We start from the raw sequence: 14,481 nt of genomic DNA on the forward strand, positions 1-14,481 counted from the left end.
GACGCGAGAGCGTCTCTTTTTTAGGTTTTTGTAGATTTGTTGAGAAAAATATGGCAAAATTAATAACTAATTAAAGTAGTTGAAATAATGGAAGATTTAGAAACTTTAGAACGAGAACTAACAAAAAAAGATTACTTTGTAATCAGCTCGATGATTTTTGCTCTATTTTTTGGTGCTGGGAACTTGATTTTCCCACTTCATTTAGGACAAATTGCAGGACATAATTGGTTTTTAGCAGCACTTGGTTTTTTAATTACGGTTGTGCTGTTGCCTTTATTATCAATTTTGGCAATTGCCTTGATTCATGCAAATGGAGTATATGAAATTGGATTACCTTTTGGATCTACATTTGCATTGATTTTTATGACCTTAATTCACCTAACTATTGGTCCATTATTTGGAACTCCGAGAACTGCGACTGTTTCTTATACAGTTGGAATAGCGCCATTTATCCTTAGTAATTACCCAAAATTAGGGTTGTTGATATTTTCAGCCTTATTCTTTATATTTACTTACTTTATTTCTTATAATCAAAGCAATATTTTGGATAATTTAGGAAAAATTCTTAATCCGATTTTTCTTGTGTTGCTATTCTTGGTATTCATAGTTACTTTCCTTTTTCCAATGGTGGGGAATCCTAATACTGTTTAAAAGCACCACAGACTATTTAACATCGTCTGGAGCCGTTATGAATGGCTTTTTACAAGGCTATAACACAATGGATGCTCTAGCCGGGTTAGCGTTCGGTGTAACGATTATCACGGCCATTCGTCAAATGGGTAAAAAGGAAGATAAAAGCATTGCGATTGGTGCAATGTCTCTTGGCAGATTTGCTGTTTCAGCTGACGGAGGCACCGCATTTTCTCAAATTGTTCAAAGCTATGCCGGTAAAATTGGTCAAGCAATTCTAGCAGCGTTAATCGTTTTAACTTGTATTACGACTTCAGTTGGTCTAGTTGCTGCTTTTGCGCAAGACTTTCATAAACATTTTTCTAAAATTAGTTATCATGGTTGGTTGGCTATTACTAGCATCAGTGCCTTCTTATTCGCCAATGTTGGCCTTGAGACGATCGTTTCCTGGTCACAGCCTGCATTTTAATGCTGCTGTATCCAATTTCCATCATTTTAATTATTTTTGCCGTATTTACGCATTTCTTTAAAATGAATCGAACGGTTTATGTAATCAGTGTTCTATTTACTTTGGTTCCGGCAATTATGGATATGATTGTTAATATGCCAGCCGTTGTAAGTAAAAGCAGTTTTGGGCTTGCGATCGCGCATGTTAGAAATATGCTGCCACTAGCTAACGAAGGATTATCGTGGTTCATTCCAATGATTGTTGGTTTAATCATCGGTACGATCGTTTTCAAAATTCAAGAAAAAGCAAAGTAGTAAAAAAGGGATCTATTTAGATCCCTTTTTGTTTTTCAGATAATTAATTAGATTTTTGACTTCTTGGTTCTTTATATTTTGCTTATTATAAGCTAAGTAAACTTGTCTTGTATTACGTGGCAGATCCACTTGAATTTGTTTAAGATCAAAATGATCTAAGAAGACGCTTTTAACAATTAAAGCCTTAAGGTCATTTGCAATTACTGAACTGGCCAAGCTTAGCTCATCCTTAGCAAAATTGTGAATTTTTATATTTTTGTTTTTAGCGGTAATTGCCGTAGTAATGTTCTTACCTAAAGTCGATTTAGTCGAATATGTGTAAATATCTTCATTATCTAAATCTTTCAAACTGACTTTGTCTTTTTGAGCTAATTCATTATTTTTCTTAGTGATTAAAACAAGCTCCTCATTGTAAAGCGGTAGAAAAGTTAAATCGGAATAATTTTCATCTTTTGAACAAATACCCAAGTCGTATTTACCTGAGCGAAGACCTTCGCAAATTTCAGGTGAAAGAGCATCATCAAAGAAAAATCTAGCTTGCGTACTGCTTTCTTTTTGATATTCCTTGATGGTGGACAGTAAAAAAGTATTAAAGGATGTTGGGATACTTGCAATTTCTACAATATTCTTTTCGCGCAACTTTTGGCGTTCGATTTCGAGCTTAGCATCTTCAATAGAAGAAACAGATTCAATTGCGGTTTTATAAAAAATCTTGCCGTATTCTGTTAAAAATACCTTACCACCGCTACGGTTGACCAATTGGCAACCTAACTCCGTTTCTAGCGATTTTAAGGAATTAGATAAACTAGGCTGTGATATGTTTAAATTTCTTGCAGCTTTAAGGAATTGTTTTTGTTCGACTAATTCTTTAAAGTAGTACAATTGACGCAAATTCATGGTGGACACCCCTCACAATATATTCATTCCCTCTCCACGTTAATTATAAAAGAAAATATATCTACTGCAAATAAAAAAAGATTGAATATATAATAAATTCAATCTTTTTTAAAGTTTACCGCGCCAACCCGCGATATCCCAGGATGTGAAGTCATAGTCTAATTTTTTACCATATATTTTTTCATAGGCCGCAACTTTTTGCTGATAGTCTTGCTGCTTCATCTTTTCTGAACGAGCTTGTAAACTCAATTTTACGTCCGGATAAATTACTGGCAAAACGTGCACGATATATTTAGTTTGATAAAAATTAGGATCTTTCTTTTCCAATTTAGATAAAGGTTGAATTTCAACGAAAGTAGAGATAACTGGGACATTTTGCTTAGCTGCAAAATAATAGGCCCCTCGCTGGAGTTTTCTCGGCTTGCGGTAATTCCACCACATCTCTTGTTCAGGGTAAATAAGGACCCAATTATCTTTATCTAGGGCATGATGCAAATGCTTGATGAAGTCGTTGCCAATATAATTAGGACTGTTAACTAAAGGAATCGTTCCAATATAATTCATCAAATATCTGAGAATCCCAGGAAGCATCAAATTAGTATCTTCAATTACGATGGAAAGCTTATGATGTTCCTTATTGGCCAAAGTTTTAATAGTTAATGCATCGAGCTGATTGAAGTGATTAGAAGTGATGATTGCACCGCCACGAGGCAAGTCACGCAAATTTTCAGTTCCAACGACTTCAGTAGTGCTGGTAATGGTTTTGGCCAAAACATTGAGCATTAAATGTCCAATTCCGTTGTTTAGCTTGCTGTAAATATTATTCTGATGTTGCCAAAAGTTATTAACTAACTTCAAGCGTTCGTCCAAGCTCATCACCGGATCACCGATTTCAACCTTGGCTGTGAAATCTCGCTTATTAGCAGCGGTCCGAATATTCTTAATTACTTGTTCGCGATTATCTCCAATAATCATAATGCCACCGAACCTTGTTTCTTAATCTGAGCCCAATTGTGGGGATCACGGGCAGTTACATCGGCTTTTTCAAGCATATGGTTTAACTTATTGCGATCCTGCTCACGCTCTTGGTCAGTATAATTATCCAATTCTTGCTTCAATTCAGAATAGAACTTTGTTTGTCGAGCGTTTTCCCAGAAATATTTCTCATATTGAACATTGGTAAAGTGCCAAGGCTTAAAGAATAAATTGTAGTGAATTAAACCTGGATCTTTTATTTCAGGTGTATTTTCATTCGGCATTGCGTCCCAACGAGGATCAAGGTGCAAAATACTGTTTTCGCCTAATTCATTTAAATAATCCTGGTCAGGTGCAATGCAGTCGAAATGGTACTTGGTCAATAAGTCCATGAAGTGATCGATGAAATGCTTGTCGCGGAAGGACTTACAGTTCATTACCAACATGCCGGAATTAATGTATTTCTTAGAATCAAGATCCAAAACATCTTTAATATAGAAAAGCATTTTTTCGACAAACTGAATTGATGAATCCGTGCAGGCACCGAATAAATTATTGCCTAAATCGGTTTGATAAAGCGTGGCAATATCATCATTTAGTACTGTATCGCTGTCAATATAGATCGCCTTGTCATATTGCGGGAATAATTCCGGAATAAAGAGACGGTAGAAGATGGACAGTGTGAAAAAGTCGGCCCGCAAAAAATTTTCTTTTCGGTTTTTAATTGGGGCAACGAGTTCATCATTGATGTGGAAAAACTTAACGTGCACATTTTCAGTTGCCATCGCCATTAGATCGCTTTTATGCTTATCAGACAAATCTTGGTTTAAAAAATAAACGGTATAGTCAGTGTTTGGATTTGCTTTTTTAATTAAGGAATAAAGTGAAACAGCGGCATATTTCGTAAAATCATCGCTGATGCTGTAAAAGACAGGAATTGTCATTAGAATCTCCTTTACTATGATAGCTTGTTTTTTAAATTTAAATATTGTTCTAACAGATCATCGTATTCATGTAAATGTAATACGCTATGAACGCGTTCTACGTCCCAGGGCTTAACTGTTAACGTGTGGAAGTATGGTTTAAAGCGAAAACTGGTCGTAAAATGCTGAATCATGGTATCTGGCCGCAAATGGTACTGCTCATTATATTTGCGCGGTGCGATGCGCTTTCTGACAGCCAGCTTATTGATTGCTGATTGGTCAGGCAGTAACATCTTTTTCACTTGCATCATGTGACGAACTTTTGCAAATAGCTTCGTTCGCTTAATTTCAGGCATATTGAATAAAAGAACGCCGGAATTCATATAGTCAAAGACGCGCTTGCTTTTCCAATTGTGGAAAAAGAAGCGACCCCAATAATCTAGTACGCCAACTAATTCCATGTGTCCTAAATCTTGATGGTAAAAAGCAGAAATATCCTTGCGAATAATAATGTCATCATCCAAATATAAGACACGGTCCGGAATTTGAGGCAATTGGTCAGCGAACAATCTGAGCATTGCGTAAGGAGTAAAACGGGTTCCCATATTAGCTGTTGGGGGCTGTTTAACAAAAAGCCGAGAACAGTCGATTAGTTCTAACGTGTTGTTTTTATTTTTTTCGACCAATAAAGAGCGAATAAAATCAGCCGCATGCTTAGAAAAAGGTTGATATTGCTTGCCAGGCAGCTCCATTGTAAGAACATAGAGGTGCAGCTCTTCGTTTGTGTTTTTCAATAAAGAAAGAGTAGAGATGAGGACACCATCTTCGGCATGCTGATCTCCGCAAAAAAGAATGTTCATTGTTCTCCCATTTATTTTTTCTGATAGTGATAGTAGTTATAATTGCTTAGTTTAGCACGACTAACTAAGCTCTTCCAAATCTGCTCGTGAAGTTTAGCCTGGGCCTGTTTCTTGTTTAGATTCTTATCCGGGTAAAAGGGTCCATCAATATAGACGGTAATTTTTGGTCGCTTAAAGAATTTAGATCGGGTATAAGTGCTTGTCCACGTAAAGCTAGGAGCATTTAAAGCAACTGGAAAATGCATGCTGGTATCAGTGAAAGGGCGAATCCGAGTGTAATAAGGCCAAACGTGAGCTTCAGGATAAATGAGTACAACGCCATTCTTTTGCCTGATCACTTTTTTAACAGCCTTAAGCAGCTTAATCGATTGCTTGATATCTTTACCAACAGGCAGACCACCATAGCGAACCAAATATTTGCCGATGAAGGGGATGCCCCAGTTAGCTTGGTCAGCGATTGCGTACATTTTTTGACAAGAAACAACCGTCAAAGGCGTAAAAACATCACCCATTGGCTGCGTGTGATTGCCATAAACGAAATATCCCTGATCAGCAGCTTTTTTTAGCTTATCTTTGCCCACAATATGAGTATGCAAAAACAAGCGCGAATAAATAAAACCAAAGCCGCAGGCTAGCGCACGAATTATTTTATTCCAGATGCGACCTGATAAGGAGGTGGGAAAAATCGCATAATCATCTGGCAAAGAAAAATCTTTCTGAGCAGAATTAACTACATCATCAGTTGTTTTCTCATAATAGTAAGTTTTCATGCTCAAGCCTCCTTAAAAAATTATTAGTTTAATTCTATCATGAAAACAGATAGGAAGAAAAAAGGACAGAACACACTGTGTCCTGTCCTTAATTTAGATATAAAAAAGCACCGACTACTTGCAGTGACATTTCCATATTTGGTGGGTGGTGAGGGGATCGAACCCTCGACCCACGGATTAAGAGTCCGTTGCTCTGCCAGCTGAGCTAACCACCCATGTCATCGCTGACAGTTAATAATACTAACAATGATTCATTCTTTTGGCAAGTCTTTTTTTAGAAAAAAGCAAAAAATAAAAGCCGCCGTTAAGCGACCATTATTTAAAGTTTATCAGTAATTTTGTATGGCTCACCATGTTTTTCATCGAGGGCATTTTCGGCAAGGTAAATTGCGTAGGTACCGTTCTTGGCACTCTTAGCAATAATAATTTGTCCAGCTGTTGGTTTATTTGCCTTAATAATTTGAGCGCTGCGGCGAGCTTCCTTGTAATCGTGTGATGAAGAAATTGCATCGCCAGGGTTAAAAAATACGTTTTCGTTGTTCATAAGAACGCCTCCCTATTTAAATCTTAGCTATATTTTACCAGGATTCGGTTACTAAAAGCTATCAAAAAGACGAAAACTAAGAAAATTTAAAAATAAACAACAAAAAGAAGCACCGCCGAAGCGATGCTTTAAAATAGTGGGTGGTGAGGGGATCGAACCCTCGACCCACGGATTAAGAGTCCGTTGCTCTGCCAGCTGAGCTAACCACCCATGCCATAACCGACAACAATTATTATGCAATTTAATGTGAGCAAAATCAAGTGATTTTCAGAATTTTTTGTATATTTTTGGCTAAAAAAGCAAAAACCAGTATAATATATGAAGCAAAGGAGGCATTCTCGATGCCAAAGAAAATTCTCGTCGTCGATGATGAGAAGCCTATCTCTGATATTATCAAATTCAATTTAACCAAAGAAGGCTTCGACGTCGACACTGCCTATGATGGTGAAGAGGCTGTTCAAAAAGTTGACGAATATGATCCAGACCTGATGATCTTGGACTTAATGTTACCTAAAAAAGATGGACTCGAAGTTGCACGTGAAGTACGGCAAACTCACGATATGCCCATCATCATGGTAACAGCTAAAGATACTGAAATTGATAAAGTTTTAGGACTTGAAATGGGTGCTGATGACTACGTAACCAAGCCTTTTTCTAACCGTGAATTAGTTGCACGGGTAAAGGCAAACTTGCGCCGTCGTGATATTGTTAAAAAAGCAGAAGCTGCAACCCAAGAGGAAGCCGATAAAAACATTAAGATCGGTAACTTGGTCATTATGCCAGATGCCTATATTGTTGAGAAGAATGGCAAAAAGATCGAACTTACTCACCGTGAGTTTGAACTGATATATTATTTAGCTCAACATATGGGACAAGTTATGACTCGTGAGCACTTATTGCAAACAGTTTGGGGTTATGACTACTTTGGGGATGTTCGGACCGTTGATGTAACTGTTCACCGGTTAAGAGAAAAGATTGAAGACAATCCAATTCAACCACAAATTTTGATTACTCGTCGCGGCGTTGGATACTACGTAAAGCAGCCAACCGAAGAATAATTTAGAAAGCCACAGGACTGCGAAAGTGTGTGGCTTTCTTTTTATATTGTGAATTTTGGAAGAGAATGAAAAAAATAAGAAAAGTACTAAAGCATACTTTCAATTCGATCAATACCAAGCTGGCGGTAGTGTTTATGCTAATGCTGCTAGCTACAATTGAAGTAATTGGAGCGTACTTTACTAGACAACTTGAACAAAGCAGTATTAAAAGTTTTCAAGAGACAATTCAAATTCCACCGATCGTCACCAATCAATTGGCCAGCCAATTGGCACATTATGGCAAAAATACTGACGATCGTCTGAATCGAATTATCAATGATTACGACACCAATTCTGATATTAGTGAAATTATTGTTGTAGATAATAAGGATATTATTCGGGCTGTTTCCAACTTGAATGATAAAAGTCGGATTGGACAAAGAGTCAACAATAATGATGTTAAGCAAGTTACTTCTACTGGTCGCAAGGTCACTAAAGTAATTGACGATAAGGGAAACTATATGGTGCAAATTTCACCATTGACCAGTGGCACTAGTTCAACCAACAGTGTTGGTGCGATTTATGTGCGGGCCAGCATGCAAGGAGTATTCGATGATTTGCGCAACACCTCATTGGCCTTCTTGGCTGCATCATTGATTGCGGCCCTTTTGGGAGCGATTTTATCACTGGTTATTTCGCGTGCGATTACGCGGCCGATTGAAGAAATGCAGCAGCAAGCATTGAATATTGCCAATGGTGATTATTCAAACCAGGTAAAGATCTATTCTGATGATGAATTGGGGCAATTAGGCAAGGCTTTTAACACTTTATCAATCAGAATTGAACGATCACAGGAAGAGTCCGACAGTGAACGAAGGCGGCTGGATAGCGTTCTGTCGCACATGACCGACGGAGTGCTTGCGGCTGACCGGCATGGCAATGTTAATGTTGTTAACCAAATGGCGTTGAGCTTTTTAAATGTTAAAGAAAAAGACGTCATTGGCGAACCGATTAACAAGGTATTGGGGTTGAATGAATCAGTCCAAGACCTGATTGCTAACCAAAAAGAAATTGCTGTCACTGTCAATAGTGGTACGCGGGATGAAATGATTTTGCACGCTAGCTTCTCGCTGATTAAGCGGGTAACCGGCTTTGTTTCAGGTAGCGTTTGCGTTTTGCACGATGTTACTGAGCAGCAAAAGAATGAAAACTCGCAAAAGCAGTTTGTTTCCAACGTTTCTCATGAGTTAAGAACGCCTTTGACTAGTTTGCGGGCCTATATTGAAGCCTTAAACGAAGGTGCATGGAAAGATCCAACGATTGCACCGCAATTCCTTCAGGTTACTCAAGAAGAAACTGAACGAATGATCCGTATGATTAATGACCTGTTGAGCTTGTCCAGAATGGACCGTGGCGTTTCTAAGATGGATCTAGAGTGGGTCAACTTGAACGATTTTGTATCGCATATTCTTAACCGTTTCGATATGATTGTTAAAACCGATAAGAATACCGATAAAAAGAAGAAATACACTATTAAGCGTGAACTTGGCAATCAAGCCTTATGGGTTGAAATTGACACTGATAAGATGATACAAGTAATCGATAATATTATGAATAATGCGATTAAATATTCACCTGATGGTGGCGTAATTACCGTTCGCTTAGTTCAAAATCAAAACCACGTTATTTTGAGCATTTCCGACCAAGGCTTGGGTATTCCAAGAAAAGATCTGGGCAAAATCTTCGACCGTTTTTACCGTGTCGACAAGGCAAGATCACGGGCTCAAGGTGGTACCGGTTTAGGCTTGGCTATTGCTAAAGAAATTGTGGAAGCCCACCATGGTAAGATTTGGGCCGACAGTAGTGAAGTCAACGGCTCAACCTTCTATATTTCCTTACCATACGAACCAATGAGTGAGGAGGATGACTGGGATGAAGTTTAAATCAAAATTTACTGACTGGCTGCTATTGCTGGTAACAGCGGGAGCTATTATCCTGTCAATCGTACTTTGGATTTTTATCATGACTAACGATCAGCGTTTTAGTCAGATCAATCAAGCAGACAGTTCATCTAAGCAACAGCTCAAGACGCGCAGTACCAAGTCGCTGTATGATTTGTGCATTCCTACTAATTCTTATGGCTATCGGAATGGTCAATTATATCGGCTGTACGATTCTAAGAACAACCTTTCCTTTGAATTTTCAAAGGATTTGCAAAAACTCAAGGTGACAAGCATTAAGCTGATTTCTTCTTCTCAAAGTCAATATGAAAAAATGCTGGCTAACCAAGATTATTTGCAACTGACATACCCTGATAAGATTACTTTCAGTGTTTTTGCAACAGGAACTTCTAAAAAGGACAATCGGCAGTTAAATCGAATTTTTATTTCTACCGCCGGCAACAATCGTGAAATCTATGTCGGCAATGATAAGAACTATCGAATTTACCGTGTAAAAATCAAGAAGGGCGATTTTACGCGTTTACGTAAATATGCTCAAAACGCGCAATACAAGACTCCGATTAAATTCGTTAAAACCAAGCTGGGCTATACCGTCTACTACACTAAAACTGAAAAGTGGCGGGTATACAGCTATCTGACTAATAAGCAAGCAGACTCATACTTTGTAGCTCGTTTGCTAGGAACTTCCGGAGTTTCAACGCGGACAAGCAAAAAGGGCTGGACAGCTTATTCATTGAATTATTCAACGAGATTGCGCGTGCCAAAAAGCAAGTCAAACAGCGACGATTATTTGTACACGCACTATGAAAAGAATCAGTATGTTACTAATACCAGCCGGTTGTTAGATAGTATTTACTATGTTCACCTGATCGGGTTAACTGAACAGGACTTGCGTTTCTTTGACGCTGATGCAAGCAGTATTCGCTATACCAACTATGTTGAAGGTACGCCAGTCTTTTTAAACAAACATGACGTGCAAGTTACCACGACATTTTCAACGGATTCAATTTCTGTTGCCTTTAACAGCATCAACCTGCAGATTCCAATTCCATTTGATGGGCAAACAACAACGCTTGCACCAACAAGTGAAGTGGTTGCTAAGTTGAAAGCAAATGGCTTAGACGAATCAGAAATCGATGATATTGTCGTCGGTTCACAAGTTCAAAAAGACAGTACGCGCGATAATTTGGTAAATCTTGTCCCGACCTATTATGTGAAAGCCTATGGCGAATGGAAGTCGGTTGATGAATGGATGAAGCAGGATTTGACGGCATATCGCAGAACAATCAATTCCCAAGAAAGCGAGGCTAATTAAAAATGGATCATAAACGAATCGAATGGTTGTTTTTAATTGTTTTCTTGTTGATCGATATATATTTAGGCGTTGAAATTCTGCGGTCACATGTTAGTTTGTCAGATTCTACTACTGGTTCAACTAATAATAGTATCCGTTCTGAGATGCGGGCAGATGGAATCGATTTGCCATCTAAGCTTTCGACAAGTCAGGCTTCAGGCTATTATTTAGCAGTTAAAAAGTCAGATTATTTGACTAGCAAATTGACCTCTTTGATTCAGGTAAACGCCAGCTATTCAAAAACTGATAACAAATTAATGGCCACGCCTAAGAATATCGTCAGAATCAGCGGCAGCAAAAAGCAGATTTTGGCGGAACTGAATAAGTTTAAAAATGATTCGCGCAATGTTCCTTATGGCAAGCAATATCGCTATGAAGCAAGCATGTCCGGCAGCAACAACTATACTTTCGTTCAAACGTCAGAATATGGCGACATTTATGATAGTGGGGCACAGCTAACGATCAATATTAAGTCCAAGACGATTGAAAACTATACTTTAAGCTACTTGGGCCCAGTAGTTGCAGTACGTGAACAGCAGTCTACTATTTCACCCTGGCATGCGGTTCGTGCAATGTATACTGACCGTGAATTGGCAAATAACTCACGAGTTATGAAAGTTAGCCTGGGTTATTCTAAGTTAACCGAGGTGCGTGGCAGCACTATTTTGCTTCCAACTTGGCTGGTCTGGGTTGAAAACAAGACGACCAAGAATGTAACTTTGAAGCGGGTAAACGCATTTACGGCACAGATGATTCAAACTAATACAACATATAACTAATGGAGGCTGAAGGATAAGTGCAAGTTTCTGTTTTAGCCAGCGGCTCAACTGGTAATGTCAGCTTGCTGACGACCAGGCAGCATAAAATTTTGCTGGCTGAAGTTGGTGTGGATATCAATGAAATCGACATGGCCTTTTTGAGTCACGATCATAGTGATCATAGCAGTGGATTAGGCGGCTTGATGCGGCGCTATCCTAAGATCGATGCTTTTGCCAATACCGGCACCTGGAATTATTTGCTGGATACCAATAAAATTAGCAAATTGCTGGTCGAACAGATCAGTACGATTGAACCAGGACAGACAAAAACTTTTGGCGATTTAGACGTGACAGCTTTTGCAACTAGTCATGATGCTGCGCAATGGACCTTATTCTTGGCCATTAAAGCAGCGCATTCTGTCTGATGCAGGTCACTTGTCAAATGATGAGGCAGGGCAGGCACTGCTAGATGTGGTCACGCCGAAGACCAAGCATATCTTTTTAGCGCATCGCAGCCAGCATAATAATACTGAATATTTGGCGCATGATACTGCGGAAGAGATGCTGGTGCAGGGGGATGCCAATCTGGATTCAGATGTAAAAATCATCGATACTGATCCGCAGAAGCCAACTAGTTTAGTAAAAATTTAGCCTTTTTGAAAACAATATTCATATATTTTTCAAATTTGAGCAGTATATTTATATTAAAAGAAAAACAAGAAAGAGAGTAATGTGTATGGAAAATCAACAAAATAATAATCAAAACCTAAACACTAACAGACCAAAAAAGAAAAACAATGTCTTAGTCAAAACAGCCATCGTTGGTGTCGTAGCCGGTTTAATCGGTGGTGGTGTTTCTTACACAGCACTTGATGCTATTAATAATGCACAGGTTGGCAACAACAATACCGCTCAAACCAGCATTTCTTCAAGCAGTTCCAAGGTCTCTAAGACTAGTGCAAAAACTAGCGGCACAATGACCAGCGCTTACAATCAAGTTAAGGGCGCTGTTGTTTCAGTAATTAACTTAAAGCGGGAATCTTCATCAAGCAGTTCCAGCATTGAAAGCATTTTTGGTGGCAGCAGTGATAGCGACAGCTCTTCATCTGGCAGCGGCAAGCTTGAAACTTACAGTGAAGGTTCCGGTGTTGTTTATATGAAATCAAACGGTAAAGGCTACATCGTAACCAACAACCACGTTGTTTCTGGCGCTGATGCTGTTCAAGTAATGCTTGCTAATGGTAAAACCGTTAGTGCCAAGATTGTTGGTAAAGATTCAACAACTGACTTGGCCGTTCTTTCAATCGACTCTAAGTATGTAACGCAAACTGCTTCATTTGGCGATTCTAAGAGCTTGCAAGCTGGTCAAACAGTAATTGCGATTGGTTCACCACTTGGTAGTGAATATGCTTCTACGGTAACGCAAGGGATTATTTCAGCTCCAAGCAGAACGATTACTACTTCTTCAGCTTACCAACAAACTGTAATTCAAACCGATGCAGCCATTAACCCAGGTAACTCTGGTGGTCCATTGGTTAACTCTGCTGGTCAAGTAATCGGGATCAACTCAATGAAGCTGGCAGAATCAAGTGATGGTACTTCTGTTGAAGGGATGGGCTTCGCTATTCCATCTAATGAGGTTGTAACGATTGTTAACCAATTAGTGAAGAATGGTAAGATTACCCGTCCACAACTTGGAGTTAAGGTTGTAGCTTTGAGTGGTATTCCTGAAAGTTACAGAAGCCGTTTGGGCATTCAATCAACTTTGAAGAGTGGTATCTATGTTGCATCTGTAACTAAGAATAGTTCAGCTTCAAGGGCTGGTATGAAGGCTAAGGATGTTATTACCAAAGTTGACGGTAAGACAGTAACTGATGTCGCATCGTTACACACCATTTTGTATAATCACAAAGTCGGTGATACTGTGACCGTAACCGTTAATAGAAATGGTAAGACACAAAACTTAAAAGTTACTCTTGAAAGTAATTAACAAGTAGAATATTCCATAATCAAAAATAAAAAAGGCGATGTAATGCGTGTTTCACGATTATATCGCCTTTTTTCTTAACTTTAAATTTGTGTAACAAGATAAAGTTCGGAAAATAAACTTGTCAAGTTTTCGAAAATTTTATAAGCTGTTGATAACTGTGGATAAAACTGTGGATTGTGGATAAGTAGGGTATAATGACTTGTTAATAACTGTGGATAAGTTGTGAATTGTGTGTAAGTATTAGTGAACAAAATATTGTTAAAACATCCGTTCATAGCATAAGAATAGGCTTTTCACGCATAAAGTTTGTGAAAGAAGTTTTTCGCAGGGGCTGATGTGGGAAATTATTTTAAAAAAAATTGAAGAAAGTTTTGAACCACAAGTTGTTGGCGAAAATAGATTAGGGACCACAAAATGTAGGTTATGCTTTTACACAGGTGTGGAAAACTACGGTGGAAACATTGTAGATTAGGGGATAAAATAAGATATTATGAATATCAAGATAGTTTGTGTTGGAAAATTAAAAGAAAAATACTTTAAAGATGCGATTGCTGAGTATGAAAAGCGCCTTAGCCGTTTTGCCAAGGTGAAGATTGTGCAGGTGCCGGATGAAAAGACTCCGGAGAAGCTTAGTGATGCACAAGATGAGCAAGTTAAGAAAATTGAAGGTCAGCGAATTCTTAGCAAGATTAAGGATAAGGAGTATGTTTATGTGACTGCGATTAAGGGAAAACAGCGCAGCAGCGAGGAATTTGCGAAGGAGATTGCGGATTTAGGCACGTATAGTCATTCGGATATTACGTTTGTGATCGGCGGCAGTTTAGGTACGAGTGAAGCTGTGAATAAGCGTGGGGATGATTTGATTAGTTTTGGCAAGTTGACCATGCCGCATCAGCTTATGCGCGTTGTGCTGATTGAGCAGATTTATCGGGCTTTTATGATTAATAGTGGCAGTCCGTATCATAAGTAAAAAAACTCCAGCATTCTTAGGAAAAGAATGAAATGAGACCTAAAAGTTAG

General features: G+C 38.6%; 13 protein-coding genes, 2 tRNA genes and 2 pseudogenes. 9 read left to right on the plus strand and 8 right to left on the minus strand.

Annotated elements, in window-relative coordinates:
- Window positions 1–87: 87 nt before the first annotated feature.
- A pseudogene (locus tag B2008_RS07190) lies at window positions 88–1,392 on the plus strand (branched-chain amino acid transport system II carrier protein).
- A gap of 12 nt (window positions 1,393–1,404) precedes the next feature.
- Here the strand turns inward: B2008_RS07190 and B2008_RS07195 are convergent.
- The 8 genes from B2008_RS07195 to B2008_RS07230 all read right to left on the minus strand — a co-directional run bounded on the left by B2008_RS07195 (window position 1,405) and on the right by B2008_RS07230 (window position 6,571).
- Window positions 1,405–2,289 (minus strand): LysR family transcriptional regulator, encoded by an 885-nt coding sequence (locus tag B2008_RS07195; RefSeq protein ID WP_286822623.1) that lies wholly within the window; start codon window positions 2,287–2,289, stop codon window positions 1,405–1,407.
- 108 nt (window positions 2,290–2,397) lie between these two features.
- Window positions 2,398–3,264 (minus strand): lysophospholipid acyltransferase family protein, encoded by an 867-nt coding sequence (locus tag B2008_RS07200; protein ID WP_286822624.1) that lies wholly within the window; start codon window positions 3,262–3,264, stop codon window positions 2,398–2,400.
- Window positions 3,261–4,208: a glycosyltransferase family 8 protein gene (locus B2008_RS07205; protein ID WP_286822625.1), complete on the minus strand. Its 948-nt coding sequence runs from the start codon at window positions 4,206–4,208 to the stop codon at window positions 3,261–3,263. Before B2008_RS07205 ends, B2008_RS07200 begins: the two co-directional genes overlap by 4 nt.
- A 14-nt stretch (window positions 4,209–4,222) precedes the next feature.
- Window positions 4,223–5,047, minus strand: coding sequence for a glycosyltransferase (locus B2008_RS07210; RefSeq protein ID WP_286822626.1), 825 nt, complete (start codon window positions 5,045–5,047; stop codon window positions 4,223–4,225).
- An 11-nt stretch (window positions 5,048–5,058) separates the two neighbouring features.
- Window positions 5,059–5,817: a lysophospholipid acyltransferase family protein gene (locus B2008_RS07215; RefSeq protein ID WP_286822627.1), complete on the minus strand. Its 759-nt coding sequence runs from the start codon at window positions 5,815–5,817 to the stop codon at window positions 5,059–5,061.
- 139 nt (window positions 5,818–5,956) lie between these two features.
- Window positions 5,957–6,032 (minus strand) — tRNA-Lys (locus B2008_RS07220).
- Between the two features lie 104 nt (window positions 6,033–6,136).
- The gene (locus B2008_RS07225) at window positions 6,137–6,361 is read right to left on the minus strand and encodes a hypothetical protein (RefSeq protein WP_286822628.1); all 225 of its coding nucleotides are present in this window, start codon (window positions 6,359–6,361) and stop codon (window positions 6,137–6,139) included.
- A 137-nt stretch (window positions 6,362–6,498) separates the two neighbouring features.
- Window positions 6,499–6,571 (minus strand) — tRNA-Lys (locus B2008_RS07230).
- A gap of 131 nt (window positions 6,572–6,702) precedes the next feature.
- Between B2008_RS07230 and yycF the strand changes: the two genes are divergently transcribed.
- The 8 genes and pseudogenes from yycF to rlmH all read left to right on the plus strand — a co-directional run bounded on the left by yycF (window position 6,703) and on the right by rlmH (window position 14,431).
- Window positions 6,703–7,419 (plus strand): response regulator YycF, encoded by a 717-nt coding sequence (yycF, locus tag B2008_RS07235; RefSeq protein ID WP_286822629.1) that lies wholly within the window; start codon window positions 6,703–6,705, stop codon window positions 7,417–7,419.
- Between the two features lie 65 nt (window positions 7,420–7,484).
- Window positions 7,485–9,341 (plus strand): cell wall metabolism sensor histidine kinase WalK, encoded by a 1,857-nt coding sequence (gene walK, locus B2008_RS07240; RefSeq protein ID WP_286822630.1) that lies wholly within the window; start codon window positions 7,485–7,487, stop codon window positions 9,339–9,341.
- Complete coding sequence (locus B2008_RS07245; protein ID WP_286822631.1) at window positions 9,331–10,674, plus strand: YycH family regulatory protein; 1,344 nt, start codon at window positions 9,331–9,333, stop codon at window positions 10,672–10,674. Before walK ends, B2008_RS07245 begins: the two co-directional genes overlap by 11 nt.
- Before the next feature lie 2 nt (window positions 10,675–10,676).
- Complete coding sequence (locus tag B2008_RS07250) at window positions 10,677–11,492, plus strand: two-component system regulatory protein YycI (RefSeq protein WP_286822632.1); 816 nt, start codon at window positions 10,677–10,679, stop codon at window positions 11,490–11,492.
- A gap of 17 nt (window positions 11,493–11,509) precedes the next feature.
- A pseudogene (locus B2008_RS07255) lies at window positions 11,510–12,122 on the plus strand (MBL fold metallo-hydrolase).
- Window positions 12,123–12,207: 85 nt separating this feature from the next.
- Window positions 12,208–13,461 (plus strand): S1C family serine protease, encoded by a 1,254-nt coding sequence (locus B2008_RS07260; protein ID WP_286822633.1) that lies wholly within the window; start codon window positions 12,208–12,210, stop codon window positions 13,459–13,461.
- 334 nt (window positions 13,462–13,795) lie between these two features.
- The gene (locus B2008_RS07265) at window positions 13,796–13,933 is read left to right on the plus strand and encodes a hypothetical protein (protein WP_286822634.1); all 138 of its coding nucleotides are present in this window, start codon (window positions 13,796–13,798) and stop codon (window positions 13,931–13,933) included.
- An 18-nt stretch (window positions 13,934–13,951) separates the two neighbouring features.
- The gene (gene rlmH, locus B2008_RS07270; protein ID WP_286822635.1) at window positions 13,952–14,431 is read left to right on the plus strand and encodes a 23S rRNA (pseudouridine(1915)-N(3))-methyltransferase RlmH; all 480 of its coding nucleotides are present in this window, start codon (window positions 13,952–13,954) and stop codon (window positions 14,429–14,431) included.
- Window positions 14,432–14,481 lie beyond the last annotated feature (50 nt).

The sequence above is a fragment of the Lactobacillus sp. UBA5813 genome (assembly GCF_002417895.1).
Classification (GTDB): domain Bacteria; phylum Bacillota; class Bacilli; order Lactobacillales; family Lactobacillaceae; genus Lactobacillus; species Lactobacillus amylolyticus.